This window comes from Collinsella sp. HCP28S3_E12 (genome assembly GCF_052065595.1).
Lineage (GTDB): Bacteria > Actinomycetota > Coriobacteriia > Coriobacteriales > Coriobacteriaceae > Collinsella.
The window spans coordinates 39,786-64,608 of the sequence record NZ_JBQHTS010000004.1; the positions used below are offsets into that span (position 1 = coordinate 39,786).

25 protein-coding genes are annotated in these 24,823 nt (G+C 59.2%); 2 read left to right on the top strand and 23 right to left on the bottom strand.

What is annotated here, in order from left to right; all coding sequences use genetic code 11:
- Positions 1–138: 138 nt before the first annotated feature.
- Positions 139–2,151: a hypothetical protein gene (locus tag ACTNBY_RS02455; RefSeq protein WP_441063235.1), complete on the bottom strand. Its 2,013-nt coding sequence runs from the start codon at positions 2,149–2,151 to the stop codon at positions 139–141.
- Between the two features lie 226 nt (positions 2,152–2,377).
- Here ACTNBY_RS02455 and ACTNBY_RS02460 point away from each other — a divergent pair, with 226 nt between their 5' ends.
- Complete coding sequence (locus ACTNBY_RS02460) at positions 2,378–3,781, top strand: helix-turn-helix transcriptional regulator (RefSeq protein WP_441063236.1); 1,404 nt, start codon at positions 2,378–2,380, stop codon at positions 3,779–3,781.
- A gap of 52 nt (positions 3,782–3,833) precedes the next feature.
- On the opposite strand, the gene ACTNBY_RS02465 is transcribed toward ACTNBY_RS02460, so the two are convergent.
- The 13 genes from ACTNBY_RS02465 to ACTNBY_RS02525 form a co-directional block, all read right to left on the bottom strand.
- Complete coding sequence (locus ACTNBY_RS02465) at positions 3,834–4,457, bottom strand: AAA family ATPase (protein ID WP_427717988.1); 624 nt, start codon at positions 4,455–4,457, stop codon at positions 3,834–3,836.
- Positions 4,458–4,630: 173 nt separating this feature from the next.
- Positions 4,631–5,269: an amino acid ABC transporter permease gene (locus ACTNBY_RS02470; RefSeq protein ID WP_055285379.1), complete on the bottom strand. Its 639-nt coding sequence runs from the start codon at positions 5,267–5,269 to the stop codon at positions 4,631–4,633.
- Positions 5,270–5,272: 3 nt separating this feature from the next.
- Positions 5,273–6,019, bottom strand: a complete 747-nt coding sequence (locus tag ACTNBY_RS02475; protein WP_154516699.1) for an amino acid ABC transporter permease — start codon at positions 6,017–6,019, stop codon at positions 5,273–5,275.
- 25 nt (positions 6,020–6,044) lie between these two features.
- Positions 6,045–6,920, bottom strand: coding sequence for a transporter substrate-binding domain-containing protein (locus tag ACTNBY_RS02480; protein WP_441063238.1), 876 nt, complete (start codon positions 6,918–6,920; stop codon positions 6,045–6,047).
- An 8-nt stretch (positions 6,921–6,928) separates the two neighbouring features.
- Positions 6,929–7,660 carry an amino acid ABC transporter ATP-binding protein gene (locus ACTNBY_RS02485; protein ID WP_441063239.1) on the bottom strand — a complete coding sequence of 244 codons (732 nt, stop codon included), beginning with the start codon at positions 7,658–7,660 and terminating at the stop codon, positions 6,929–6,931.
- A gap of 276 nt (positions 7,661–7,936) precedes the next feature.
- Positions 7,937–8,380, bottom strand: a complete 444-nt coding sequence (locus ACTNBY_RS02490) for a GatB/YqeY domain-containing protein (RefSeq protein WP_427717979.1) — start codon at positions 8,378–8,380, stop codon at positions 7,937–7,939.
- A gap of 54 nt (positions 8,381–8,434) precedes the next feature.
- A complete protein-coding gene (locus ACTNBY_RS02495) occupies positions 8,435–9,658 on the bottom strand; it encodes a peptidylprolyl isomerase (protein ID WP_441063240.1) in 1,224 nt (407 codons plus the stop codon).
- 119 nt (positions 9,659–9,777) lie between these two features.
- On the bottom strand, positions 9,778–10,245 hold the full coding sequence (locus ACTNBY_RS02500; RefSeq protein WP_427717974.1) for a PTS sugar transporter subunit IIA: 468 nt from the start codon (positions 10,243–10,245) through the stop codon (positions 9,778–9,780).
- Positions 10,246–10,310: 65 nt separating this feature from the next.
- The gene (locus tag ACTNBY_RS02505) at positions 10,311–10,778 is read right to left on the bottom strand and encodes a PIN domain-containing protein (RefSeq protein WP_427793750.1); all 468 of its coding nucleotides are present in this window, start codon (positions 10,776–10,778) and stop codon (positions 10,311–10,313) included.
- Positions 10,775–11,119 carry a type II toxin-antitoxin system RelB/DinJ family antitoxin gene (locus ACTNBY_RS02510; protein ID WP_427747588.1) on the bottom strand — a complete coding sequence of 115 codons (345 nt, stop codon included), beginning with the start codon at positions 11,117–11,119 and terminating at the stop codon, positions 10,775–10,777. Before ACTNBY_RS02510 ends, ACTNBY_RS02505 begins: the two co-directional genes overlap by 4 nt.
- 233 nt (positions 11,120–11,352) lie before the next feature.
- Positions 11,353–12,060 carry a phosphoribosylglycinamide formyltransferase gene (gene purN, locus ACTNBY_RS02515; RefSeq protein ID WP_441063241.1) on the bottom strand — a complete coding sequence of 236 codons (708 nt, stop codon included), beginning with the start codon at positions 12,058–12,060 and terminating at the stop codon, positions 11,353–11,355.
- Positions 12,050–13,153 (bottom strand): phosphoribosylformylglycinamidine cyclo-ligase, encoded by a 1,104-nt coding sequence (purM, locus tag ACTNBY_RS02520; protein WP_441063242.1) that lies wholly within the window; start codon positions 13,151–13,153, stop codon positions 12,050–12,052. Before purM ends, purN begins: the two co-directional genes overlap by 11 nt.
- Positions 13,154–13,309: 156 nt before the next feature.
- Positions 13,310–14,980, bottom strand: a complete 1,671-nt coding sequence (locus ACTNBY_RS02525) for an amidophosphoribosyltransferase (protein ID WP_441048755.1) — start codon at positions 14,978–14,980, stop codon at positions 13,310–13,312.
- A gap of 297 nt (positions 14,981–15,277) precedes the next feature.
- On the opposite strand from ACTNBY_RS02525, the gene ACTNBY_RS02530 reads away from it, so the two are divergent.
- On the top strand, positions 15,278–16,507 hold the full coding sequence (locus ACTNBY_RS02530) for a putative ABC transporter permease (RefSeq protein WP_441048756.1): 1,230 nt from the start codon (positions 15,278–15,280) through the stop codon (positions 16,505–16,507).
- Between the two features lie 106 nt (positions 16,508–16,613).
- Here the strand turns inward: ACTNBY_RS02530 and ACTNBY_RS02535 are convergent, their stop codons facing one another.
- The 9 genes from ACTNBY_RS02535 to ACTNBY_RS02575 all read right to left on the bottom strand — a co-directional run bounded on the left by ACTNBY_RS02535 (position 16,614) and on the right by ACTNBY_RS02575 (position 24,701).
- On the bottom strand, positions 16,614–17,030 hold the full coding sequence (locus ACTNBY_RS02535) for a molybdenum cofactor biosynthesis protein MoaE (RefSeq protein ID WP_441048757.1): 417 nt from the start codon (positions 17,028–17,030) through the stop codon (positions 16,614–16,616).
- A gap of 142 nt (positions 17,031–17,172) precedes the next feature.
- Positions 17,173–18,177, bottom strand: a complete 1,005-nt coding sequence (locus ACTNBY_RS02540) for a class B sortase (protein WP_441048758.1) — start codon at positions 18,175–18,177, stop codon at positions 17,173–17,175.
- 36 nt (positions 18,178–18,213) lie between these two features.
- Complete coding sequence (gene purE / locus ACTNBY_RS02545; protein ID WP_441048759.1) at positions 18,214–18,678, bottom strand: 5-(carboxyamino)imidazole ribonucleotide mutase; 465 nt, start codon at positions 18,676–18,678, stop codon at positions 18,214–18,216.
- Between the two features lie 613 nt (positions 18,679–19,291).
- Positions 19,292–20,200 (bottom strand): ROK family protein, encoded by a 909-nt coding sequence (locus tag ACTNBY_RS02550; RefSeq protein ID WP_089572591.1) that lies wholly within the window; start codon positions 20,198–20,200, stop codon positions 19,292–19,294.
- Between the two features lie 24 nt (positions 20,201–20,224).
- On the bottom strand, positions 20,225–21,712 hold the full coding sequence (locus ACTNBY_RS02555) for a glycoside hydrolase family 1 protein (protein WP_441048760.1): 1,488 nt from the start codon (positions 21,710–21,712) through the stop codon (positions 20,225–20,227).
- Positions 21,713–21,797: 85 nt separating this feature from the next.
- Positions 21,798–22,139, bottom strand: a complete 342-nt coding sequence (locus ACTNBY_RS02560) for a PTS lactose/cellobiose transporter subunit IIA (RefSeq protein WP_089572593.1) — start codon at positions 22,137–22,139, stop codon at positions 21,798–21,800.
- A 2-nt stretch (positions 22,140–22,141) separates the two neighbouring features.
- Positions 22,142–22,438, bottom strand: coding sequence for a PTS sugar transporter subunit IIB (locus ACTNBY_RS02565; protein WP_089572594.1), 297 nt, complete (start codon positions 22,436–22,438; stop codon positions 22,142–22,144).
- Positions 22,439–22,486: 48 nt separating this feature from the next.
- A complete protein-coding gene (locus tag ACTNBY_RS02570; protein ID WP_441048761.1) occupies positions 22,487–23,779 on the bottom strand; it encodes a PTS sugar transporter subunit IIC in 1,293 nt (430 codons plus the stop codon).
- Positions 23,780–23,933: 154 nt separating this feature from the next.
- The gene (locus ACTNBY_RS02575; RefSeq protein ID WP_441048762.1) at positions 23,934–24,701 is read right to left on the bottom strand and encodes a ChbG/HpnK family deacetylase; all 768 of its coding nucleotides are present in this window, start codon (positions 24,699–24,701) and stop codon (positions 23,934–23,936) included.
- Positions 24,702–24,823 lie beyond the last annotated feature (122 nt).

A 24,823-nucleotide genomic window follows, 5' to 3' on the forward strand; every position in this document is an offset into this window, starting at 1 on the left:
TGGTGTTACAGATCAAGACGTAAGATTGACGGCCATTCGGCTCATCTCAATCTGTAACATCTAGAACCGTTTTGGGCAGTTTGGTGTTACAGATTGAGATCTTGCAAAAGCCGAGGATGGGCGCTGCCACCAAAAAACCTAGCGCTTGCGGCGCTTGGTCGCGGCGATGCCGGCCGCGGCAACGGTTGCACCGGCGATGCCTAGGGCAGCGACCGTCATCGCGGTGGTGTCGCCCGTGGCGACTAGAGCTATATCGGGCTTCTTGGCCGGCGTGGCTTTCTCAACCGTCTTGGTCGGGGTAGTTGTCGCGACCGGCTTTGTCGCGGGCTTGGTCTCGGGTTTCACCTCAGGCTTGGTCTCGGGCTTGACCTCAGGCTGCGGCGCCGGCTTCTCGGGATCGACCGGGGCCGGCGTGGCCTCGGGCGTAAACGTCAGGTTGGTGCTCAGCCATAGCGTGTAGATCCAACCGCTCTCGGGATCGATCTCGCTTGCCTCGCTCGCCTGATATCCACACTCCACGCCATTGACCATCAGCTTGGTGTTCGGCGTAAAGTAGAAACCGCGCGCCGGCTTAAAGTACAGGCCGTAACGATAGGTCACACCGGGCTTAAAGGCGTCGATGTGATTGGTGATGTTCTGGTCCCAAAACTCAACGGAATTTACTTCGCTGCCGTCGCTGCCCGTCCAGAACTCGCACTGGAGAATAGAGTCGGAACCCGCCGGAGTACCCGCCGTAAAGACCGGCCTGTCGCCCGCCTTAAAGGTGGTCATGGCGCCGTTAATCTCGATAAGGTCGATTGCCCGCCACTCATCAATCGGAGCCTCGCATAGCATATTGTCAGCGTTTGGCGCGAAGACGCCGTTGACGGTCTTGATGTGGGGCACCCAACGGCCGTTGACGTTCATATTGCAGTCATCGGCCACGGTATTGTCGCCCTTGAACCTCAGCTCAACGGAGTACATGTAGAACTTGCCCTCTTCGAAGTACTCGATCCTCCTCGCGCCCGTCGGATACTTGGCAGGATCGGAATACCAGAAGGCAACGGGTACCGACTCCCCGGATTCCATATTGAGCTCCATCTCCTCCCAGCACTCATACGCGATCTCGTACTTGTCGGCATCGGCAGCGGGAATCGTCGCGGTCGCGCACGGTACCTCGCCGGGCGCGTAGTCGGTCTTCACGTCGTTGACGTTCAGGTTATGGAGGGCTTCGTTTTCCGATGCATCAAGCGTAATTTCGCTATTGATGGCGTAGCGGAGGTAATAGTCGTCCCTGGTTTCGTTGAGGGTAATCGAGCTGCCCGCGTAGCTGTTGTCACCTTCATAGTCGGTGCCATAGTCAGTTCCGGTATACGTCAGTGCCGCGCCAATATAAAGAACCTCATTGCGCGTGAGTCGATACGAGCCGCCTGCCGCGCCACCCGTAAAGGTCAGCGTCAGCCTCATGTGATCGCCAACAGGCTCAAAGTGAGCCGTCACATCGGACATAGATGTGTCCTGGACTTCAGCCAGGGTGCCCGAAACAGCATCGGCCCGGTAGTACTTGGTTTCGACAAGTTTGCAGAGCGGCTTATCCGGCATGCCGCCCTCAACATCGGGAAAATCATAGGTATACGACTGGCCCTTTTCGAGTGTGACATTGCTCGGAAGCACGCAGTCCGTGTAGTGGGGAACCACGGTCGTATTGACCCTAACGCCGCCCTCGCCTGCCACATCGGTCACGCCACAGGGCATGATGGCGTCGCTTGCCGGTGTGGCGGCGTTGTCGCTGGGAGTGTTTTGTTCAGTGGGTGTCGCATCGTTCGCCGTTGCCGCTGATGCGTCCTGCTGAGCCTGCTGAGGTTCTGCCGTGGATTGCGCCACCGGAGCCGCGTCAGTCATCGGCGCAGCCGGGGCCACCGGTACCGGCGCCGGAGCCGCCGTATCCTCCGCAACCGTCGGCGTCACCGGAGCTGCGGCAACCTCGTCCGCCGCAGCGACAGGATCGGCACATTCCGTCGCCAGCGCCACGCTCGGCAGCAACAGCTGGCCAACCATAAGCGCACACGCACCAACGCTGGCAATCCTCACGCCCGCGCAGCGCCAGGTACCGTGAACCAGTGAGCAGGTGCGCTCATGCTGAGTTTGCTTATCAAAGTGGCTTCCGCACATAACGCCCTCCTTGGTTGTAGGGACATACCGCCACAAAGGTGCCTGTCCCCTTTGCGGTGGTCCTGTAGCACCAAGATGTGTCAAATGACTCCGTATACCTAGGTTCGTAGATGCGAACCTAGGCCTCTACCTGCGATTTAATTCAATATGATTTCGCCATCGCCGCACTCGTCCCGGGAACGCTACAATCGAGGACACGATTATTCATCCACCCAAAGGACCGTCCTTGAACCTGAGCAAGTCTAAAATCAACGCGCTTCTGGCACTCGCGCTCTTCACCTTCGCCTTCCTTGCCGCCGAGTTTCGCTTCGACGTCAACGTCGGGCTGCTCGCCGATGCCGAACGCGTTGTAATCGCACAGGGCTTTATTCTGGGTGCGAGCGTGCTCGGCTTTATCGGGTACGCGCCGCTGCTCGGGCTCGCACAGCGCAAAGGCCATTCACTGGCAGCCGCCAACGCCGCTGTTCCCATCGCCATCCTGGGATTGACCCAGATCCAGTCCCCCACAAGCCCGCTTGCGCTCGAGATTCTGGGATGTCTCGCATTCCTCGGACTCGGCCTACTGGGCGCCGCGGCGCACCACACATTCTCGATGGCGTTCCAAGATGACCCAAAACTCGCCACCGGCGCCGGAGCGGCCTATGCCGCAGGCATCCTGATGCAGTTCGCGATCAACCTGCTCGACTGCGGCGGCATCGCGGAGCTTATCGTTCTTGGCACGGCGACGATCGTCATCTCCGCCCTCAGCGCCGCTCCCCAAGCGACAGACAAGGGCTCCAGTCGCACCATCAATCCCTTAGCCGAGCCCTCACACGCCCTCGCCAAACAGGCGTGCTGGAGCATCGCACTCGTCATGATTCTCGCCTGCTTGTTCTCCACCCTCGACAACGTCGTCACGTTCTCAAACGCCCACGGCACCATTGCCGTGCAAACCTGGCCACGCCTCTTTTTGGCAGCGAGCGGTCTGCTTGCCGGCATCATCTTTGACCTTGCCGAGCGTCGCTATATGGGACTCGTCATGCTCGGCGTCACGGTGCTTTCCTGCATTTCGATCTTGGCCGTGGAAGCCGGCGCCGACCCCAACTTGGGCCTCATCGTCTTTTACCTGAGTTCAGGCTTTTTCGTCACGTTCTTCACCGCCACGTTTACACAGCTAGCGCCGCGCATGCACGCGCCCGCCTTATGGGCCGGCATGGGCCGCGCGGCCAACAACGTATGCGCGTTCACTACATCGAGCATCTCGCTTACCCTCGTGACCTCGGGTAACGTTGCCCTCATCATGATCGGTGCACTCGTCTTGCTCGTCGCCGCCTGCGCGGCATTCGTGGCAGCCGGCCTGTTCCGTCTACCCCAAACCGGGCAGGAGCGCGAGCGCGAACAGCTGGCAGAAGAAGCACTCGCCGCCCCCACCATCGAGGAGCAGCGTCAGGCCTTCATCACCAACCACGCTCTCACCCCGCGCGAAGTCGACGTGCTCATGGCTGTAACCCAAGACGAACGCCCGCTCAAGCAGGTCGCCGAGGAGCTCGGTATCTCGATGCGCATGGTACAGCGCCACCTGAGCTCTATCTACCAAAAGACCGACACGCAGACGCGCGCCGGTCTCACCAAGGCCTTCCCCTCCGCCTAAAGCAAAAGCCATCACAAAGGTGCCTGTCCCCTTTGTGATGGCTTTTGGTCGGCTAGCCTTCGAGCTGAGCCACCTTGTAGCGGTAGGCAGCGGCTATGACGTCTTTGCAGCCCTCGCGGCCCAGCTTGGCGCGGTTGACGACGATATCCTTGCCGCTCGTCATCTTCCACTTTCCGGCGCTGTAGCGCTTATAGAACGCCTCGCGTGCCTTCTGCTGCTGCTTGACCAGCTTGGCGCCCTTCTTTTTGTTGAGCCCACGCTTCTTGCGCACGATCTCGACGCGGTCCTCAAAGGGTGCGGTCACCAACACGGCAATGTGATTAGGGTTGTTACGCAGCAGGTAATCGGACAGGCGACCCTCGATAATGCAGCTCTCGGTCTCGCCCAGGTCCAAAATCACCTGACTCATCTTTTGGAACAACTTGTCCGAGTACGAACGCGCATCGTAGCGGTCGGGCAGAAACGCCATGTTCTCCACGGCCAGACGCTCGTCATAAGCGGCCATCTTATCGAGCGACTCACCCGCGCGCATCGACGCGCGCACCAGCAGCTCGTTGTCGTACAGCGGAATTCCCAACTCGTTGGCAAGCATGCGGCCAATCTCGTGGCCCTCGGCGCCAAAGTCGCGCGCGATGGTAATGACCACAGGATTCTTCTTGTTCTCCAGATCGCTCATCGCGATTCCTTTCTCTATGTGACAAAGGGACAGTCCCTTTGTCACATTCATTTTGCCCCCACCTTCGTCCTGGTTTCCCAAGTGCGGCAGATTGCCCCGAAAGAGGAGCGCCGCGTACTAAATGTACGCAAGCGACGATTGAGGGGCAAGGTGCCGTGCTTGGGGAAGCAGGACTATGCGGCCACAATGCGACGCTGATATGCCCTCACCAGCAGCGAGATACCAAAGTTGAGCACAAAGTACATCGCAAACACCAGGCCGTAGAGCATAAGCACCTGCGACAGGTCGATCGCGTGGGCCATCACGACGTTTGCCGTGTACATGAGCTCGGCCACGTTAATGCCCGAAAGATACGAGCTGTCCTTGATGACGGTCGTGCACTGACTAAACAGCGCCGGAATGATCGTCTTAAACGTCTGCGGCAGAATGATATAGCGCATGGTGGCAAAGAAGCCAAAGCCCTGGCTCTGCGCCGCCTCAAACTGGCCGCGCGGAATCGAGTTGAGGCCGCCACGCACAATCTCGGCCATAACAGCGCTGGTAAACAGCGTAAAGGCGATGGTCGAAATCACAATGTCCAAACCCTGCACCGTAAAGTAGATGAACAGGATCCACAGCAAGTTTGGCGTGCAACGGAACAGCTCGATATAGGCGCTCACCAAAATACGGAATGGACGGGGCGCGTAGCTTTTAACGAGCGCCAGCACCGTGCCAAAGATGAGCGAGAAAAAGATCGACAGCGCCGAGATCTCGATTGTCTTAACAAAGCCGCCCCAAATGTAGAGCAGGTTGGTCGCGTTGAAGATTTCCATTCGCTAGGCCTCCTCTACGTTGTCGAGCCCCAGCTCGGCCAGGCTCACGCCGCGCGGGCGCTCCTTGGAGCGGCGCTCGAGCCACTGCACCAGCATGGCGAGCGGAAAGCAGATGATGAAATACATAAGGCAGCAGACGATGTATCCCTGCAGGTAACCGTACAGACTCACAAAGTTGTCGGAACGGTACATAAGGTCGCCGCCGGCCACAAGCGCCAGCACCGACGTGTTTTTGACCAGGTTGAGTGCCTGGTTACACAGCGGCGGCAGAATGATCTTGAACGTCTGGGGCAGCACGATGTACCAGTATGCCTGCGCACGGGTGAAGCCCTGGCTCTGGGCCGCCTCCATCTGGCCACGCGGAACGGCCTCGATACCGGTACGGATGACCTCCGAAATGTAGGCAGCGTGATACAGGCCCACGCCCAAGAAGCCCAGCACAAACGGCGCGATACGCACCGGCTGGTCGGCACCGGTTATGGCCTGCAAAAACTGCGGACCGGCCATGTACATAAAGAGCACCTGCACGGGCAGCGGGGTGTTCTGGTAAAACTCCACGTACACGCGGCTTATGGCGCGCAGAACGCGAGAACGAGTGGTAGAGAACACGCCAAGCAGCGTGCCCAACACCAGCGACAGCAGCAGGCCGGCAACGACCACCTGCATCGTCACGCCAAAGCCCTCCCAGAAGGGCCCCATGTTTTGGAATGTCGTCGACCAGCGGTCGGCGTCAAACAATCCTTCGAGCATTTGATTCCTTCCTTGGACGATGCGCCTATACAAGACCCCAGGTCTTAACCTCTTGGTCGAGCCAGCCGTCGGCCAGGCGATCGCATATCACCTGATCGACCACGGCCGAAAGATCACAGCCCTTCTTGGTCGCCACGCCGTAGCCCTGCTCGCCAAACTTGACCTCGGGTTGCAGCAGCTCGACGGTCTCGTTCATGTATCCAGCCAGCGTGGAGCGGTCCATGGCAAAGACGTCGATATTGCCGGCATCGAGCGAACTCTTAATGATGGGGTAGCCGCTAAAGGCCCTAAACTCGGGCTTGCAGCTAAAGCCGTTGTCCTTGATCATCTGCTCGATCAGGCCCTGCGTGGTTGCACCCTGGCTCACGCCAATGACTTTGCCGTCCAGGTCCTCAATCGAGGTAAAGCCCGAACGCTTCTTGACCATGAGTCCCACGTAGTCGGTGCGGTACGGCGTCGAGAAATCCCAGCTCTTCTTGCGCTCGTCGGTGATGGTGTAGGTCGCCGCGACCACGTCGAGCTGGCCGTTATCGATCAGCGGGCCGCGCGTCTTGGGCGTTACGTCAGTAAACTCGACAAGCTCCTGGGCACGGGCCTCCTTGTAGCTCACGCCAAAGACGGCAGCGGCGATCTGGTAGCACAAATCGACCTCCATGCCCTCAAAGCGGCCCTTGGCGGTGTCGTAATAGCCGTAGCCGGGAACGTCCTTCTTAACGCCGGCATTCAGATGGCCACGCGACTTGATGGCCGCAAGCTTAGACCCCTTGTCGGAGTCCTCGCCGCCGGTGGAGTTGCCGCAACCGGTAAGCGCGGTCCCCGTCAGCGCGAGCATACCGGCGCTCGCCAGCTGCAAAAAGTGGCGGCGCGACACGGCCGCCCTCGTCATATCCGTCATGTCCATCACCGCGCCTAGTGCAGAATCTTGGACAGAAACTCGCGGCAGCGCGGGTTCTCGGGGTTATCGAAGAAGTGCTCGGGTGTGCCCTCCTCCAGGATGCGGCCGTCCTCCATAAAGATGACGCGGTCGGCCACCTGGCGCGCAAAGCCCATCTCGTGCGTCACGCAGATCATGGTGATATCCTCCTGCGCGAGCTCGATCATAACGTCCAGGACTTCCTGGACCATCTCGGGGTCGAGCGCCGAGGTCGGCTCGTCAAACAGGATGATGGGCTGCTTGGTGCACAGGGCACGGGCAATGGCGATACGCTGCTGCTGACCGCCCGAGAGGTTCTGCGGATACTCGCCGGCCTTATGCGCCATGCCGACGCGCCTGAGCGCGGCGATGGCGATCTCGGTCGCCTCCTCCTTACTCTTCTTTTGCAGCTTGATGGGCGCGAGCGTCAGGTTGCCCAGCACCGTCATGTTGGGATATAGGTTGAACTGCTGAAACACCATGGAGCTGTACTTACGAGCCATCTCCAGATGATTCTTCTTGGTGAGCGGCGTACCGTCGATGATGACCTCGCCCGACGTGGGCTCCTCCAGATAATCGACGCAACGGATGAGCGTGGACTTGCCCGAGCCGGAAGGCCCGATCATTACGAGCTTCTCGCCGCGCTTGACGGTGAGGTTGATATCTTTGAGCACATGCAGGTCGCCAAAGTACTTGTTGAGATGCTTGATCTCGATCATGTCTGCCATGAATATCCCTTTCCTGCGCTTACACGAATTGCTCTATTTTACGGAAAGAACCACGTTTCCGCAGCCCACACTGCATTCCCGTAAAGAACCCGCAACCTTTAACCCACTCATTGGGGACAGACTTAAATGAGTACCCAATGAGAGGGCACTCATTTAAGCCTGTCCCCAATGAGCGCCCAATGACCAGCCAAGGGAGGCGCCCTTCATCGGCCAACAAAAAAGGGGGCGCGACCGCAATGGTCACGCCCCTCAACACCAACTATGTACCGCTCGTCCCTACACGAGTTTGCCGCCGACGATCTTTGCCGCGGCCGGTTTATCGAAGTTGCCGCCGGTGGCCTTGCCGAGCGCCCCCATAACCTGTCCCATCTGCTTCTTGGACGTGGCGCCCAGCTCGGCGATGACCTGCTCAATCAGAGCCTCGAGCTCCTCGCCCGAAACCTGCGCGGGCAGTAGGCTCTCCAGAATCTTGACCTGCTCGGTCAGGTTGTCGGTACGATCTTGATCGGTACCGGCCTTGATGGACATCTCCAACGTCTCGCTTGTCTGCTTAATCAGACGCTTGATCATGCTGTTGACGTCTTCCTCGGTCACGTCGCGGCGCTCGTTGACCTCGATGTTCTTAACCTCGGCCTTGACCTGGCGAATGATAGACAGGCGAACCTTGTCCTTGGCCTTCATGGCGGCAATCATTTCCTGCTGCAGCTCTTCGTTGGTCATCTGCAAATCCTCCTCAATAGTGTGGGCGGCACTCGCACGAGCACCGCCCCTTGATTACTCAGTCGTCGACGAATCGTCGGTCGAGCTCTTGGTGACGCCCTTCAGGCTCACGTTATAGGGCACGTCCTTGGGCATGGGGTTGACGGTAATGTCGGCATCCTTCGTGTACTTCTCCAGCCACTCGTTGTATGCCGTGCCCGATGCCTGGGTCTTCACCACATTGGAAACGTACTTCTTAATAGCCTTGGGCACCTGATTGATGTCATCGACCTGGCCATCGACATGGAAGTAGTCGGTGCACTTGATGATGTGGTAGCCATACGTCGACTCGACCACGTCGCTCACATCGCCCTTGTTAAGGCCCTCGAGCGCCGTCTGGTAGCTGTCGACAAAGGTGGTGAGCTTATCCCAGCCCACGTCACCCTTCTTCTCCTTGGAACCGGTGTCGTCGGAATACTGCTTCACGGCATCCTCAAAGCTCAGCTCGCCGGAGTTGATCTTATCCAGGCACTCCTGCGCCTTGGCCTTGGCGGCGGCCTTGTCCTCGTCGGAAGCGTCGGAATCAACCTTAATCAGGATGTTCGACGAGCGGCGGGCATCGTTGTAGTTAGACAGGTTCTCGTTAATGTAATCGACAATCTCGCTGTCCTTGGGCTTGCTGGTGGGAGCAACGGCATCCTTAAGCTTCTGCTGCGCCAGGCTCTCCTTGAGCGAGTCCTTGTAGGTGTCCTCGGTATAGCCGTAGGTCTTAAGGGTCTCCTTAAAGGTCTTGGCGCCGCCCGCGCTCTTGCAGGCGTCCTTCCAAGCCTTCTCTACTTCCTCGTCCGAAACCGTCACGCCGTTCTCCTTCTGCGCCTGCTGGAGCAGAATCTGCTGCGTATAGGAATCGATGAGCTGTTTGCGGTACTTCTTGGGCGTCAGGTCGTTGTCAACCAGATACTGCGCCCAATCCTCATCCTTGGTGTAGCCGTAGGACGTGCGCATGCTCATGATCTGCTTGGTTACGGTGTCCTCGGTGAGGTTGGTGCCGTTGATAGTAGCAGCCACGCCGCCGGTCAGTTTGTAACCCGAGTTATTGTTCTCGGTCTGCGACATCAAACCGGAGCACGCCATGGCCGAGACGGAAAGCAGCATTGCCAGCACGCCGATAACCACCAGGACGATCTTGACGGTCTTGGACACGTACGTCTTGCGCTGCTTCTTGCGAGAGCTGGAGGCGGCGCGGGACCGTTGCTCGGACGTCGGCGCGACCTCGGGGTTCTTTTTCTTGTTTGCCATAGTTGGCCTTTCGCATCACGAATCGAACAAACGTCATTGTGTCACAACGCAGCCCCGCGGCACACCTGGTGCATGGGAGACAGGTCAATCTGCACCATTTTGGTGCAAAGGTGCCAGTCTTAGAAGTGGCGGCGGATGGCGTCGACCATGCCCTGGGACGAAGTCTGGCCGAGCACGTCGGCTGCGGCGTCAGCATCCATAAAGATATTCATAAGCGCTTGCAGAGCCTCGACCTGGCCGCCCGGCTCGGCAATACCCAGATTGATGATGATCTGCGCCGGCACGGGGGCACCCATACCCGCCATAGCATTGAACGTCACGGGCGCGGAGGGCTTAATCACCGCGATATAGGGCTTAGCCACAAACCCCGGATCGGTATGCGGAATGGCAATATTGGCCGCCGGCATAGCGAGGCCCGTGGGATAGATGTCCTCGCGCGTACGGACGGCATCGAGCCAACCGGACGCAATGTAGCCGCGCGGAGCGAGCTCGCCCTCGAGCCGCGCAAACACCTCATCCGGCGTTGCGCACTCCCAATCAAAAAACACCAGCTCAGGCGCGAATAGCATCTCGGCGTTATCCGCCATACCGTCCTCCAAAGTTGCATGAGGTTCACAATGCCCCATATGATAGCGAAACCAGACAGGCAAGGTTAGCCGAGGATCCCAATCATCTCGAGTGCGCGGGCAGGCGTCAAGCACACCTCGGGCATCGCCTCCAGCATGCGCCGGTCGCTCGTGACCACGTAGTCAACATCTGCCGTCTCGCCCGAAGCGATGATGAGGTTGTCTTCGAGATCCGGCATGCGCTTGCCAAGCATGCGCGCCATCTCGCACTCTGCCAACGAAAGCGGAGAGGCAGTTGCCACCTGCATCATGTGCTCGATACAGGCCCATGACGCCGAGGCAAACGAAACGTTAATCCCATTCGCATTCCGCCGGGCCAGACGCCGAGGCAGGATATAGAACACATCCTTTACCGTCGTGGGCGCGTACAGAAGGTCAATCTTTCCCGCCTCGGCCAGTTCAACTAATCTCTTCGCTTCGTCGAACGCCCCCTCTTGCAGGTAATAATCGAGCCAAACGTTCGTATCTACCAAGAGATGCTTTGCCTCGATCATCGACAATTCGCCTCAATATCGGCAATCATCGTGTCATACATATCATCTCGTACGGCATCCCAGTCTTCCGCAGATGATCCAACTGGCGCAAAATCCGAAGCATTTAGCCCCAGCGATGAAAAAGCGAGGCCACACCCCTGCTCAGCCAGGCTCTCCGCGCGGGGTGCCTCGCGCTTATCCGTCACCATAAATCCCGGCAACGCTTGATGCTCGACAAGATAGGCCCAAAGCGCACGAACGGCATCGCTCGGCCCCAATCCATTGCGTGTCAGGACCGCATCGCCACCAGCCTTGAGCATAGGATCGATTCGCGTATTGAGCTGCACCGTTGCTGCACCCATAGCGGCTCCTCTCTACTTGCTAGCAGTATAGCAAACAGATAAGCCCACGCAAAAGGGCCCCGCCCACACACGGACGAGGCCCTATCGGATTTCTTGGAATGGGAATGGTGCCCGTCACGTTATCCAGAGCCCAAAATCAAAGAGATATTAAGCTGATTGGGGCACATGTGATTCCACATGCCCCAATCAGCTTTTTTGATAGTTTACGTGCAATGAAAACCAAGCGAATCCTTTTACGCACGATGGCGCGCCGGGTCAATTGCCACCTTGCCGCTCTCCAGCACATGAACGCGGCCGTCGGCGAGCATCTGCACGACTTCGGGATACAGCACGTGCTCGATCGCGTGAATGTGCTCCTCGAGTGTGTCGACATCCCAACCTTCCTCAACAGCCAGCGCGCGCTGGGCAATGATGGGGCCGTTGTCGTAGATCTCGTTGGCAAAATGCACAGTCACACCGGTCACCTTGACGCCGCGCGTAAAGGCATCGTCGATCGCATGCGCACCGGTAAAGCTCGGCAGCAGCGCCGGATGCAGATTGACAACGCGGTTGGGGAACGCCGCCAGCAGCGGCGTATGCACCATGCGCATGTAGCCAGCCATGACCACATACTCGCAGCCGCGCTCGAGAAGCTCGTGCGCAATAATCTCGTCGGCGGCGATAGGGTCGGCGTAGACATCCTTGGAGAGCGTCAGCGTCTGGATACCCGCACGCTCTGCACGCTGCAGGCCCTTGGCCGAAGGACGGCTCGACACCACGAGCTCGATCGAAGCATTGAGCTTGCCGGCGGCGATCAGGTCGATCAACGCCTGTAGGTTGGTGCCCGAACCGCTGATGAGCACGCCGATCTTGAGCGGCTCGGCCGTATCGGTACCGGTCGGACGGGTATAGGGCGCAAAACCCAGGCCCTTGGCGGCAGCCGTCTGCTCGTTAGCGCTCATCGGAGTACACGACCTTACCGGAGCCCTCGACGCATTCGCCCACGCGGAACGGCTTCTCGCCCAGCGCGACCAGGGCATCGGTTACCGCGGCCTCGTCTTCGGGGGCGACAATCAGGCACAGGCCGACGCCCATGTTGAAGGTCTTGCATGCCTCGTTGGGCGCAAGCTCGGCCTGGCGCGACACATAGGTGATGACGGGCGGAATGTCCCAGCCCATCTCGGCGCCATTGCGGGTGACCACGGCGTCGACGTCGTCGGCCAACGCACGGTTAAGGTTCTCGGTGATGCCACCGCCGGTGATATGGGCGATGGCGTGCACCGGAGCGCCGCCGCGGAGCAGCTCAAGAATCGGCTTGACATAGATGCGCGTGGGGGCCAGCAGAGCGTCTGCCAGTGATGCGCCGCCGAGCTCCTCGAGCGGACGGCTCAGCTCCTCGGCCTTAGCGGCGGCCTCGGGCGTACCCGGCTTGATGCCGTCAACGCCGATGACTTTACGCACGAGCGAGTAGCCGTTGGAGTGCACGCCGGTGGAGGGAAGGCCCAGAATCACGTCGCCGGGGCGGACGTTGGCGGGGTCGAGCATCTTGGGACGGTCGACGACACCCACGGTAAAGCCGGCGAGGTCGTAGTCGGCGGGAGCCATGACGCCCGGGTGCTCGGCCATCTCGCCGCCCACGAGCGCGCAGCCCGCGAGCTTGCAGCCGTCTGCCACGCCCTTGATGATCTTTGCCATGTGCTCGGCCTCGATGTGGCCGATGGCAACATAGTCCAAAAAGAAGAGCGGCTCGGCGCCCGAAGCCAAAATGTCGTTGACGCACATGGCGACCAGGTCCTGGCCCACCGTCTCGTGACGGTCCATGATCTGGGCGAGGACGAGCTTGGTGCCCACGCCGTCGGTACCGCTGATCAGGATCGGGTCTTCCATATCCTTAAGCGCGGCGGCCGAGAACAGGCCGCCAAAGCCACCGATGCCGCCGATAACCTCGGGACGGTTGGTATCCTTAACCATTTGCTTAATAGCGTCGACGGCGCGGCCGCCCTCGGCGGTATCGACGCCGGCATCCTCATACGTCACATGCTTGCTGTCGCTCATCTGAGCCTTCCTCTCCCACTACCGTTTGACACACAGACGCCAAACAGTGCTCATAGTTGCCCTCAAGTTGGCGCACACGGTAACAACACGCGCCGCCAAATCAACAAAACAGCAGGTAAAACCTACCAAAATGAACCTGTCCCTAAATGGCAGGTTTTAGGCCTCGCCGTGCTTCTCTTCCCAGCTGCGGTCATCGTATTTCTCGACCACGGCGTCGTCGCCAAAGTGCAGCGGCTTATCCAGGTTGCGGGGCTTAAAGCCCTCCATAAACTTGTCGCGGCCAAAACTCTCGGGAATCGCCACGGGATAACGGCCGGTAAAGCACGCATCGCAGTAGCCGCCCTTGGGCATGACCTTCAGCAGGCCCTCGACCGAAAGGAAGGCCAGCGAATCGGCGCCAATGTACTCGCAGATCTCATCGACCGTCTTGTTAGCGCTGATGAGCTGCGACTGCACGTCGGTATCGATGCCGTAGAAGCACGGCCAGATGACCTCGGGCGAGTTGATGCGGATGTGAATCTCCTTGGCGCCGGCGTTGCGCAGCATCTTGACGAGCTGCACCATGGTGGTGCCGCGAACGATGGAGTCGTCGATGACGACCAGGCGCTTGCCCTCGATATTGTCGCGCAGTGGATTGAGCTTCATGCGCACGCCCATGGCACGCAGCTCCTGCGTGGGCTCGATAAACGTACGGCCCACATAGCGATTCTTGATGAGGCCCTCGCCAAAGGGAATGCCGCTCTCGCGCGAATAACCCTCCGCAGGCGGCAGACCGGAGTCGGGCACGCCGATGACCAGGTCGGCATCGACGGGCTCCTCGTGTGCCAGCTGACGACCCATGTCGTAACGGCAGGCGTAGACGCTCTTGCCATTCATGATGGAGTCGGGGCGGGCAAAGTAGACCTGCTCAAAGATGCAGTTAGCGGGCTCTTTGGCAGCGGGCACACCCTGCTCGGATACCAGGCCCTCGGCACTGATGCGCAAGATCTCGCCGGGACGGACATCACGGACATACTCGGCGCCCACGATATCGAGTGCACATGTCTCGGAGGCAACGACCCAGCCGCCAGCGCGCGTGACATGAGCGGCAGCGTCGACCCTCGCGGCGTCGTCTTGCGACGGTAGCTGCGAAACGGATGCGGCGTCGGCCTGGTCCAGGCCCTCGTCCACGAGCTTGCCCAGCACCAGCGGACGAATGCCATGCGGGTCGCGGAAAGCGTAGAGTGCCTGCTCGTTGATGAGCGTCATGGCGTAGCCGCCGCGCACGAGCTCCATGGTCTTGCGAATGCCCTCGCGCAGGTGGCCCGTACACTGGGTAAAGTAGCCAATGAGCTTGGTCGCGACCTCGGAATCCGAATTGGAGAGGAACGGCACGCCGAGCTCGATCAGCTGGCGGCGCAGCTCGTCAGTGTTAACCAGGGTGCCGTTGTGCGCAAGCGCGATGATGACGCTGTTGATGGTGGAAAGATGCGGCTGCGAGGCTTCCCAGCTCTTGGCGCCGGCGGTGCCATAGCGCACGTGGCCCACAGCCAACTGGCCGGAGAGCGTCGACAGGTCGGCGTTGGAGAACACGCGATCGAGCAGTCCCAGGTCTTTGCGAACCATAACCGTGCCGCCATCGCCCACGGCGATTCCCGCCGATTCCTGGCCGCGATGCTGCAGCGCACGCAGACCAAAGTACGTCAGTCGAGCCACGTCGCGATCGGGTGCCCACACACCAAAGATGCCGCATTCCTCATGCAGCTGGTCGGAGTCCGGATCATACGTCGACATGGTCGTCAGCCGTCCCGTAGCACGCTCGGCCGCGCGGATGGTTTCTTGAGACATGGCATCCCCTCAGAGCCTCGTTATTTGGCGTTACCTGCCCTATTATACGCACGGCAAGACAAGCACTCCCGCGCATGAACAGCGGTTTTTAAAAGCCCACCGAGCTTATAATCCGTTTTGCGGCCAAACATTTTATCGGGCAACCCGCCCTCGGGGCCAACGGTCCCGTATGTTTCCGTCGCGACGCGTCTCGCCCACCGTTAGGGCTTACATTGCTGCAATTGGGCCATTCGTCCTGTCTTTTAGCAGGTCGGCGGCGTATCCTTGTAACCTACAACAAAACGAGAAAGGTTCCGTATGGATCGAAACGAACTCGACCCCAGCGTCCCCAGCGCCACGGAGGTCAAGAAGATTCCCCTCATCATTAAGGTGTACGCCGTCCTGTGCATCCTGTCCGGCGTAGGCACGCTCCCTTCGGTCGGCGCCTTTATGTGGCGGGTCATCACCGCGCTCATCAACGGCAACGCCGCCGCCAAGCTCGGCGACAACACGCTCGTCGCGGTCGGCCTTATCGTCGCCGGCATCATGCTCTCGGCGGCGAGCGCGGTCATCTTGATCATCTTTGGCCTGGACCTCATCAAGAACCAGCGCCGCAACGCCGCGCGCCTGTCCTATATCCTTATCGCACTTACCGTCGTTGAGCTTTTGGTCGACGTGATGCTCCAGGGTATCGGGCCGTTCTTGCTGCGCCCCGCCATCCAGCTCGGCATCCTCGTCGCGCTTTCGGCCACTGTTGACCCAACACTTCGTCAGGAGCGCGAACTGCAGCGCCGCTTGCAGGAGATGCTCGATCGCGACGCCGCCGCCGAGGGTATGCTCGGCCGCGATGAGACCGGCGAGGGCTACATCAAGCTCAACTACTTCAACCTGTTCTGGGTATTCTTTGTCTGCTGCGTGCTCGGTCTGATCCTGGAGGACATCTGGCACATGACGGTCGACGATCCAGGCGTCTACCAGAACCGCGCCGGCATGCTATTTGGCCCCTTCAGCCCCATCTACGGATTTGGCGCCGTACTCATGACCATGGTGCTCAACCGCTTCTACAAAAAGAACCCCATCATTATCTTTTTGGTGAGCGCCCTGCTTGGCGCAAGCTTTGAGGTCTTTGTGGGCTGGTTTATGCAGACCTCGTTCGGTGTGGTCTCGTGGAACTACTCGCACATGAAGCTCTTTGGCATGCCCGATCCGCTCGCCGTGCTTACGGGCGGTCGCACCTGCACGGGCTTCGCCTGCCTGTGGGGTCTGGGCGGACTCATCTGGATCAAGCTGCTGCTGCCCAGATTGCTCAAGCTCATTAACATGATTCCCTGGAAGAATCGCTACTCAGCCACCGTCATCTTTACCATCATCATGCTGGTCGACGGCGTCATGACGCTGCAATCGCTCGACTACTGGTACCAGCGTGTCAACGGCACGGCCAGCGATATTCCCGTTGCGCAGTTCTACGGAAAGTACTTCGATAACGAGTATATGGAAAATCGCTTCCAGAGCATGACCATGAGCCCCAAGGACGCCACACGCGTGTAGCGAGCGCCGGCACAAAACAGCCCCAACACACCAAAGCCCGCTGGCAGATTTACCTGAACTGCCAGCGGGCTTTTGCTATAGACGTACACGGGTTGCCGGCTAGGCGTTACGCTTCGCGCTCGACCTCGCTCACGCACTCGTTCTTGATAGTGCCGACGAGCGCCTGCAGGGCATCGACCACATGCGGGCGAATGTCTCCGCCAATGAGCACGAGCATGATATCGTCGCCCACGGCAAGCTCGCCGCTCGCCAGCCATACGCGCACATAGCCGATACCCGGCATCGTGCGCGTTGACTCGATAGCGGCCTGCACCTTTTCGGCATCGAAGCCAAACACCATGCCGCCCACCTTGTGGCCCGGCGCCACGCCATCGGTCTCGACACCGCGCGCCTCGGACTTGGGTGTCGCACGCACCACGCCATTGTGCGTCAGGTACATGCCACACGCCGGCGCCGAAGCGTCGGCCTTGGCTTCGCGCAGCCACACATCGACCGAAGGCATCAATTTGCCACTTTCAAGCATCGCTTCCCCTTTTTCCGTCGTCGAGTAGCTAATTTGGGACGGGGCTCTTTTAGCTACCCCAGTCACCTAACCCAGCAAAATCATTCTGCATACCCGGGGTAGCTAAAAGAGCCCCGTCCCAAATTAGCTACTCTCGAACCGCTTATTCCTCGACCGGCGTGAGTACCATGACGGCGCGCGTATTGCTAAATGACAGTGAGCGGCAGGTCACAAGTGTTACGACCTTAGTTGCCGAAGCGGCACGATCGGTGGCATCGCTCGCCACGGCAGAGGCACCGTCAAGCATCTCGGACAGATAATTCGTCAGCCCGTCGTCGCCCTCAAAGTTGGTCGCGCGCGCCTTGGAGTACGTATCCTCAACCACCTTGGTCGCCAGCGGTCTCAGCTTATACGTGTCATCGCGCGTGATGTAGTACACGTACTCGATGCTGTCGAACGTCGCCTGGTCGGTGGTGTCCGAGATCACATTAAACATCGATCCGTCGTTCATATGGTGGCCGTAGATTGTCGTCTGCTGGTCCACCATGCCCGGCGCGACATCTTCGAAGTCCAAGAAAATCGCACCCGATGCATTGGACGTACCGTCAAACAGCGTGTTGAGGTATTTAGAGTTGTCCTTGGCCTGCACCACGGGATAGTTGATGTTGGTATCCGGCACATAAATCCATCCCACGATCTCGGGATTTGCCTTAGCAAGAGCGTCAAAATCGACAATCGGCACGCCGCTCGCATCCTTATCGCTCACGTACTGCTTCTCGATCTTTTGGTACGAATCGCTCGCCTGCTTGTAGCCAATCTGTGCATTGATAAAGATGGCGGCAGCGGCAACGATCAGACCGATGCCCACGATGATGAGCAGAATGGGGATGATGGAGCGGCGCTTCTTACGCGGCGGCTCGGTGTAGCTGGACGGAGCGCCGCTCGGTTGCCTCGTCGACCGGGCCTGCTTCTTTGCCGTGCCATATGACGAGGGGCGAAACGCAGCCGGCGTATCCTGACGGCGATGGGACGTCGGCGTTACGGGGCGCGGCGCACGAGCCTGTTGAGGAGAGGATGCCCGACCCTGCTGCATGGAGCGGGCCGATCCCGACTTGGATGGATCGGGGATCTGAGAAGCCGAGAAACGTTTTCCCTGATAGTCGGACATGACTCTCCCTATGATTACAACGGAACGGCAAGCCGCTTAAGCGTCAGCCATCTCCTGCTTCATCTTCTCGATAATTGCGCGATACTCGGGATCGCAAGCACCCAGAATCTGCGTGGCGTAGATGGCGGCGTTCTTGGCGCCGTTGATGGCAACGCATGCCACAGGCACGCCCGAAGGCATCTGCACCATCGACAGGAGCGAATCCATGCCGCCCAGATCACTCGTCTTCATAGGCACGCCGATAACCGGCAGCGGCGTAAAGGCAGCCACGACACCGCCCAGATGCGCGGCCTTGCCGGCTGCGGCGATAATCACCTTGATGCCACGGCCGGCGGCAGTCGAAGCCCACTCGTGGACCTTCGCCGGCGTACGATGCGCGCTGGCAATCACGAGCTCATAGGGCACACCGAGCGCCTCGAGCTCGGCGGTGCAGCCTTCCATAACGCCCAGATCGGACTTGGAACCCATGATGATCCCGACAACCGGCTTTTGATCTGCCATAAACAAAGACCTCCTGTTGAGAGCGGTGACGCGGCCAATCCGCGACCCTTAACTACTGAGAGTAGTATAGCTGCTCCCGTCCCTGCGGTCTGTTGGTGCTCTGCGGCGGCCCGGTGTTTTCATCTGAACGACTTTGCGTAGCAACCGGAGCGAAGATGAAAACACCGGGCCGCCGCAGAGCAGCTTCGACCTACCGGGGATTGCCATGACGTACGTTGGCTGATTTGGGTTGGAATGAAAGGGTTGCGGAGGGTTGTGGACAGTTAGTTCAGATACGTATTTTTTGGCCGTGCTTCTTAGCGCTAATAGAGTGGTTTGAAGTCACTTTGAGCCCCATGACAACCTTTCTCCCCCTTATATGAGCGTCTCCACCGGTTCAGAAAGTCAAATTCAGCCCAATCGGGCTCAGGTCGGCCTTTACACACCCTCTGAAAAATACGTATCTGAACTAACTGTCCAGCGACATTCTCGATCAACAGCAAAAGGCCTCCTGGCGAATGAAAATTCGCCAGGAGGCCCCTTACAAAACGTGGGCTCCTTCGTTCGAATGAACGAAGGAGCCCATACTCTTTTTTTAGGACAGGAGGCCGCGAGTCGGGCCCCCAGCCGCCAATCAATCGCACTCGCCAAGCGAGCGGCGCAGCGTGCGCACAGCGCCAAGCAAATTGGCATCGTTGCCGTTCTGTGCTGGCTTGATGCAGGGCCTCGGTATGATGGGAAGAACGTGAGCCTGATCCATCATGCGCTCAAATGCCTCAAACAGCTCGGGACGGGCGCTGATTCCGCCGCCGACCACGATGACCTCAGGGTCGATGACCGACTGCAACCCCATCAGCATGTTGTCGAAGACCAACGCGTATGCATCCAGACCGCGACGAGCGTCCTCATCCCCCTCTTCAATCCAGGAGAAAATCCGATATCCGTCGATATCATCGGTCGGATCAATCCCCTTCGCCGCACACACCTGGTCTCGGAGCGCCCGCCAGCTGGTGACATCACCGTACACCGACCCAAAGGTCACGGGCTTGCGCACATCGTTGCTCACAAAGCACACGGTGCCGGCGAGATTGTGCGCGCCTCGCAAGATGTGACCGTCAACAACGATGGCACCGCCGAGACCCGTACCGATCACCACCATCAACCCCAGGGAGACCCCCTTCAGCGCGCCGACGGCATATTCTCCCAGTGCCGCGCACATCGCATCGTTCTCGATGGTTACGGGAAGCCCCGTGCTCTCGCGCAAGATGCGACCGAGCGGATATCCGTCCAAACAGTGAAGGGCGCCGCCTCCCCCAACCACGCCATCGGAATCGCCTTCGGAAAAGACTCCGGGCATACTTATTCCCACACCCCTCACCCGGGCGCGATGGGGCTCGATCACCGAGCGGAACGTTTCGATAACCTGGTCGGCGGGCGAGGTGCATGTTGGGATACTTCCGTGCTCCTCAATGTGGTAGTCGGCGTTCACCACCGCCCATTTCACCTGAGTGCCGCCCGCATCTATACCGAAATAGCAGTCCATAATCTTATCCCCTGTCCCATAGGGTTAGTCTAGGTCCTCGCCGTTGCTCTCGATGACCTTCTTGTACCAATAGAAGCTGTCCTTGCGGCTGCGCGCGAGCGTGCCCTTGCCCTCGTCGTCGCGGTCGACGTAGACGAAGCCGTAGCGCTTGCGCATCTCGCCCGTGCCGGCGCTGACCAGGTCGATGCAGCCCCACATGGTGTAGCCCATGAGGTCCACGCCGTCGAGTTCCACGGCATCCTCCATGCTCTGGATGTTCTTGCGCAGGTAGTCGATGCGGTAGCCGTCATGGATGGAGCCGTCGGCCTTCACCTCGTCGCTCCAGCCGATACCGTTCTCCACGATCCAAAGCGGCTTGTGATAGCGGTCGTAGAGCTCGTTCAAGGCGATGCGCAGGCAGTACGGATCGGTCGCCCAGCCCCAGGCGTTGGTCTCGAGGTAGGGGTTTTTCACCATGCCGAAAGCGAGATTGCCGGACGCGACCTCGAGCTCCTTCTGGCGCAACGATACCGTCGAGCCTCCGTAGCACGAGAACGACAGGAAATCTGCCGGATAGGTTGCGAGAAGCTCGAGGTCGTTCTCGCCCATTTCCAGCTTGATGCCCGCGCGCTCCATCTCCCTCAAGCGATAGGCGGGATAGTGGCCGCCCACCTGCACGTCGGCATACCACAGCGCGTCACGCTCGCGTTCCATGGCGAGCAGATGATCGGCGGGGTCGGCGGAATAGGAGTAGATGGGGTTGTACGCGAGCATCTGACCCACCATGATCTTAGGGGAGATTTGGTGCGCCGACCGAACCGTAAGGGCAGACGCCACGAACTGGTTGTGCGCCGCCTGGGCCTTCGCATGGGGGCTCCCATCCGTAAGCCCGCCCGCCATGAAGCTCCCCATGCTCATCATGTTGATCTCGTTGAAGGTGAGCCAGTACTTCACCTTGCCCTGATAGTGCTTCATGACGCAGGTGGCGTAGCGCACGAACAGGTCGATGAGCTCGCGGCTCTTCCAACCGCCGTACTTGTTCACGAGCGCGAGCGGGGTCTCGTAGTGCGAGAGCGTCACGAGCGGTTCGATGCCGTACTTAGCGCACTCGTCAAACACGGCGTCGTAGAACGCTAGACCCTCGGTGTTGGGCTCAGCCTCCTCGCCCGTGGGGAAGATGCGCGCCCAGTTCATGGACAGGCGGAAGCACTTGAAGCCCATCTCGCCCATGAGGGCGATGTCCTCGGCGTAGTGGTGGTAGAAGTCGGTGGCCGTGTGGCTGGGATAGTAGTAGCCATCAACCACCGCCACCTCCAGCCCTTCAGGAAGTCCCTTCTCGCAAACCGCATACACGGGAAGCGCGCCGGTTTCCCCTGTCGCGGTATTACGCCACGTTATCTGCCGTGACACCGTATGGCTACCGCTGGTCATGGCGTCCGAGGTGTTCGGTCCTTTGCCGCCCTCTTCCCAGCCGCCCTCATACTGGTTGGCGGCGGTGGCGCCACCCCACAGGAAACCTTCCGGAAATGCCATTGGGTACCTCCTCGATCGTGAAAACATCTTCATGAAACGGGAAGACGGGCTGCATGGCAGTCCCGGCTTCCCGTCAGATAATCAGTTAGGCGCTTGCACCCATGCGTTGATAGACCGTGATGAAGCGCTCGGCAAGGATACGGAAGCCCTCAGCGCTCATGAGCTGATCCTCCGCATGCAGCAAGATGATGCGAAACGGCAGCTCCTCGCCGCTGGCCTCTTGCTGAAGCAGTTTCATGTGAGCGTCGTGGCCTGCGTTGAACACCACGTTGCCCTCGTCGATAAGTTTCCGGGCGGCCTCAAAATCACCATTCTCGGCACAGGTTATCGCTTCGAGGTAGCAGCTGCGCGCGCTCCCCACCTGAGCGACGATAGAGAAGCACGTCATTTCAAACTGATCGATCGCTTCTTGTTTGATCTCTGACATGGCTATGCCCCCAGCAACTTTCGAGCCTGTTTGAGCACGGCCTCGCCGTTCATTGTCCCATACGCTGTCATATCAATCGGCTCCACCGGACAGTTCACTTGATTCTTCACCTTGTTGAGTTCAAAGCGAACCTGCGGTCCCAGCAGGATAACGTCGCTATCCGCATATTCCGCCGCTTGGTTGACAGGGTGCGCCTCGATGGTGCACACGAAACCGTCTTTTTCAGCCGCCTGTTGCATGCGCTGTACCAGCATGCTCGTCGAAGCGCCCGCGGCGCACATAAGTACGATATGTTTCATCCTACGCTCCCAACCTCATGGAAAATGATGGTGTGAATATGAAAATCCCTATGCGGCCGATTCCTCGAGAGCGGCCTGCTCCTCTCGCAACGCCTGGCGATCAGCCATAAGGGTGAAGGGGGTATACATGAGCACCGACACCGCCAAAACCGCAACCGAGATCACCAGGCACCCGATGCCGCCCTGCATGAATGCGATGACCGGCTGGGGAAGCACCCAGGGAAGCTGAATCGTGGGATTGAACGCAGCCCCAAGACCGAAGGCGTAAAGCGCCTGGACCACGATGGCGCAGACCGGGATGTTCAGCACGAACGGGATGAAGTACGTGGGATTCAGCACGACCGGCAGACCGAACATGAGCGGCTCGGAGATATTGAAAAGCGACGGAACAAGCGCGATGCCGCGAATCGCCTTGAAGCGCTCGGACTTGGTGAAGAGCAGCGAGATGCTGATGCCCAGGGCGTTAGCCTGGCCACCGATGGCGGTGCCGAGCGCGACGACGGCCCAAGCGCCATAGGGCAGTGCCTCGCCCGCGATGATGGCCTCGGTGTTAGCAGCGCTGCAAGCCATGATTACCGGAGCGTAGAAGTTGAGCATCACGTTGGGGTGGACACCGAAGAACCAGAAGATCGACTGCAGCGAGCACACGATGATATAGGCCAAAGGAGAGGCACCGACCATCGTGACCGGCGTGCCGATCAAGGTGTTGATCATATCGAACAGGTTGCCCCACGGGGTGAAAGAAAGACCCCACTTGGCGAACCACACCGCAGTGAATAGCACGATGGCGGCAAACATCGGCGACAGCGAGTCTGCAACCATGGGCGGAACCATATCGGGGAGCTTGATTTCAAGCTTGCTCATCAAAATGGCTGTCACCTTCGGCACGATCAGGCCAAGCAGAATGGCGACGAAGACGCCGTTCGATCCCATGTACGACGTGTTGATGAAACTCGCCATGGGAATATCCTCGAACGATTGCTGCGGCATGAATGCCAAAAACACCGCGCCGCTCACGATGCCACCGGTATAACCGCTAAGGCCGCATACCTTACCCCACCTCAAACCGATGAAGAAGGAGATGTATATACCCATCATGTTCATGGTAACGGTGAGGATGGAGTTGCCGGTCGCCATGAGACCGCTCGAAACCACCCAATCGGAGAACCCCGGAATGGGGAAGTTGATGAGAATCGCGATAACCGAGACGCCAAGGGTCATGGGCAGCGTGCACATCATGCCGCCCATGAGGGCGTCGAGCATCTTGCTGTCAGCAACCTTGCTTGCCACAGGTGCGATTGTCTTATCCATTATGTTTTGGATCTTGTCGAATACCGCCATGTTTCAGCTCCAATCTTTGCAGTGAACTCTATCGATGCCCGTGTGCGGCATCTTCCCCTCTAGATAGCGCATCCACCTCTCTTCAAAATCACAACGACGTGCTTCAGGCAGTACGCCATTCAACGTGAATTGGCGAGATTGCCCCAGCGGACGCTTACGTCAGGTCCGCGTACGTCACGAGCCCCACGTCCTGCTCTGCAAGCCATGCGGCGACATCAGGGTCGACAAGCATCGCGGCTTCCCGGATGCGGGCCTCGAGCATGGTCGAGTTATCTCGCAAGTACGCGTCGATATAACCTGGGTGAAACACCATGAGACGGCATATCCCTTCCGGTGTCGTTTCAAGCGCCTCTCGAAGCGCCGCAAAGGGATCCGCTTCATATGACGAGAAATCCTTGGGAACATAGGAAAGCACCGGCGTCGAGCGAAAGGTGACTGGCTCGCCCGGAGCACCCATCGCGAAATAGGGCAGGCCGTGACGCTCGGCAACGATCTCAAGGCCGCGGAAGAACATGGGGCTTGCGACCGCATGTCCCTCGAAGTAATCGGGCTCACGCCCGACGAGCTCAAGGAATCGCCGATACTGCGCCTCGATTTCGATAATGACCTCGTCAAGCACCACGAAGTCCTCCCCAGCCCGCGCGGCGGCGCGATATGCTGAGCTCCGCTTGAAATTGCCATCATCGTCAACGATGCTCGAGATGAGCGCGGAATCGCTGAGGGGCCTACCCGTGCAGATATTGGTGTGCTGACCCAAGCAGAGATCCTTGATTTGCAGGCGCGCCAAACCGCTTTCTGCAAGCGGCATGTTGGTCATGACGCCCACCGAGCGAATGAGCCCCGCTTGGACCGCGGCCGCTATCCCGCAATTAACACCGTCGCTGTAACCTAAATCGTCGGCGCGCAGCAATAACCGCTTCATCCGATCCTCCTCAACCGATATCTCGTCGAGCGGCAAAGCAACGAAGCGATGCCCTGTGTAGAGCCGATGCCGTGTTCCGGCGGGGCGGCAAGCTTCGTCGTCTCTTCTTGCATTAAGTATGA

What these genes read in the sequence shown, in the direction of transcription:
- ACTNBY_RS02510 (WP_427747588.1), bottom strand. Translation starts at nt 11,119, where the DNA reads ATGGGTGCAGCAACGGTGCAGCTCAATACGCGAATCGATCCTATGCTC.
- ACTNBY_RS02535 (WP_441048757.1), bottom strand. Translation starts at nt 17,030, where the DNA reads ATGCTTGAAAGTGGCAAATTGATGCCTTCGGTCGATGTGTGGCTGCGC.
- ACTNBY_RS02550 (WP_089572591.1), bottom strand. Translation starts at nt 20,200, where the DNA reads ATGGACTGCTATTTCGGTATAGATGCGGGCGGCACTCAGGTGAAATGG.
- ACTNBY_RS02500 (WP_427717974.1), bottom strand. Translation starts at nt 10,245, where the DNA reads ATGGCGGATAACGCCGAGATGCTATTCGCGCCTGAGCTGGTGTTTTTT.
- ACTNBY_RS02555 (WP_441048760.1), bottom strand. Translation starts at nt 21,712, where the DNA reads ATGGCATTTCCGGAAGGTTTCCTGTGGGGTGGCGCCACCGCCGCCAAC.
- ACTNBY_RS02485 (WP_441063239.1), bottom strand. Translation starts at nt 7,660, where the DNA reads ATGGCAGACATGATCGAGATCAAGCATCTCAACAAGTACTTTGGCGAC.
- ACTNBY_RS02565 (WP_089572594.1), bottom strand. Translation starts at nt 22,438, where the DNA reads ATGAAACATATCGTACTTATGTGCGCCGCGGGCGCTTCGACGAGCATG.
- ACTNBY_RS02495 (WP_441063240.1), bottom strand. Translation starts at nt 9,658, where the DNA reads ATGGCAAACAAGAAAAAGAACCCCGAGGTCGCGCCGACGTCCGAGCAA.
- ACTNBY_RS02575 (WP_441048762.1), bottom strand. Translation starts at nt 24,701, where the DNA reads ATGAAGCGGTTATTGCTGCGCGCCGACGATTTAGGTTACAGCGACGGT.
- ACTNBY_RS02475 (WP_154516699.1), bottom strand. Translation starts at nt 6,019, where the DNA reads ATGCTCGAAGGATTGTTTGACGCCGACCGCTGGTCGACGACATTCCAA.
- ACTNBY_RS02465 (WP_427717988.1), bottom strand. Translation starts at nt 4,457, where the DNA reads ATGAGCGATCTGGAGAACAAGAAGAATCCTGTGGTCATTACCATCGCG.
- ACTNBY_RS02525 (WP_441048755.1), bottom strand. Translation starts at nt 14,980, where the DNA reads ATGTCTCAAGAAACCATCCGCGCGGCCGAGCGTGCTACGGGACGGCTG.
- purN (WP_441063241.1), bottom strand. Translation starts at nt 12,060, where the DNA reads ATGAGCGCTAACGAGCAGACGGCTGCCGCCAAGGGCCTGGGTTTTGCG.
- ACTNBY_RS02530 (WP_441048756.1), top strand. Translation starts at nt 15,278, where the DNA reads ATGGATCGAAACGAACTCGACCCCAGCGTCCCCAGCGCCACGGAGGTC.
- ACTNBY_RS02480 (WP_441063238.1), bottom strand. Translation starts at nt 6,920, where the DNA reads ATGGACATGACGGATATGACGAGGGCGGCCGTGTCGCGCCGCCACTTT.
- ACTNBY_RS02470 (WP_055285379.1), bottom strand. Translation starts at nt 5,269, where the DNA reads ATGGAAATCTTCAACGCGACCAACCTGCTCTACATTTGGGGCGGCTTT.
- purM (WP_441063242.1), bottom strand. Translation starts at nt 13,153, where the DNA reads ATGAGCGACAGCAAGCATGTGACGTATGAGGATGCCGGCGTCGATACC.
- ACTNBY_RS02490 (WP_427717979.1), bottom strand. Translation starts at nt 8,380, where the DNA reads ATGACCAACGAAGAGCTGCAGCAGGAAATGATTGCCGCCATGAAGGCC.
- ACTNBY_RS02455 (WP_441063235.1), bottom strand. Translation starts at nt 2,151, where the DNA reads ATGTGCGGAAGCCACTTTGATAAGCAAACTCAGCATGAGCGCACCTGC.
- ACTNBY_RS02560 (WP_089572593.1), bottom strand. Translation starts at nt 22,139, where the DNA reads ATGTCAGAGATCAAACAAGAAGCGATCGATCAGTTTGAAATGACGTGC.
- purE (WP_441048759.1), bottom strand. Translation starts at nt 18,678, where the DNA reads ATGGCAGATCAAAAGCCGGTTGTCGGGATCATCATGGGTTCCAAGTCC.
- ACTNBY_RS02570 (WP_441048761.1), bottom strand. Translation starts at nt 23,779, where the DNA reads ATGGCGGTATTCGACAAGATCCAAAACATAATGGATAAGACAATCGCA.
- ACTNBY_RS02540 (WP_441048758.1), bottom strand. Translation starts at nt 18,177, where the DNA reads ATGTCCGACTATCAGGGAAAACGTTTCTCGGCTTCTCAGATCCCCGAT.
- ACTNBY_RS02505 (WP_427793750.1), bottom strand. Translation starts at nt 10,778, where the DNA reads ATGATCGAGGCAAAGCATCTCTTGGTAGATACGAACGTTTGGCTCGAT.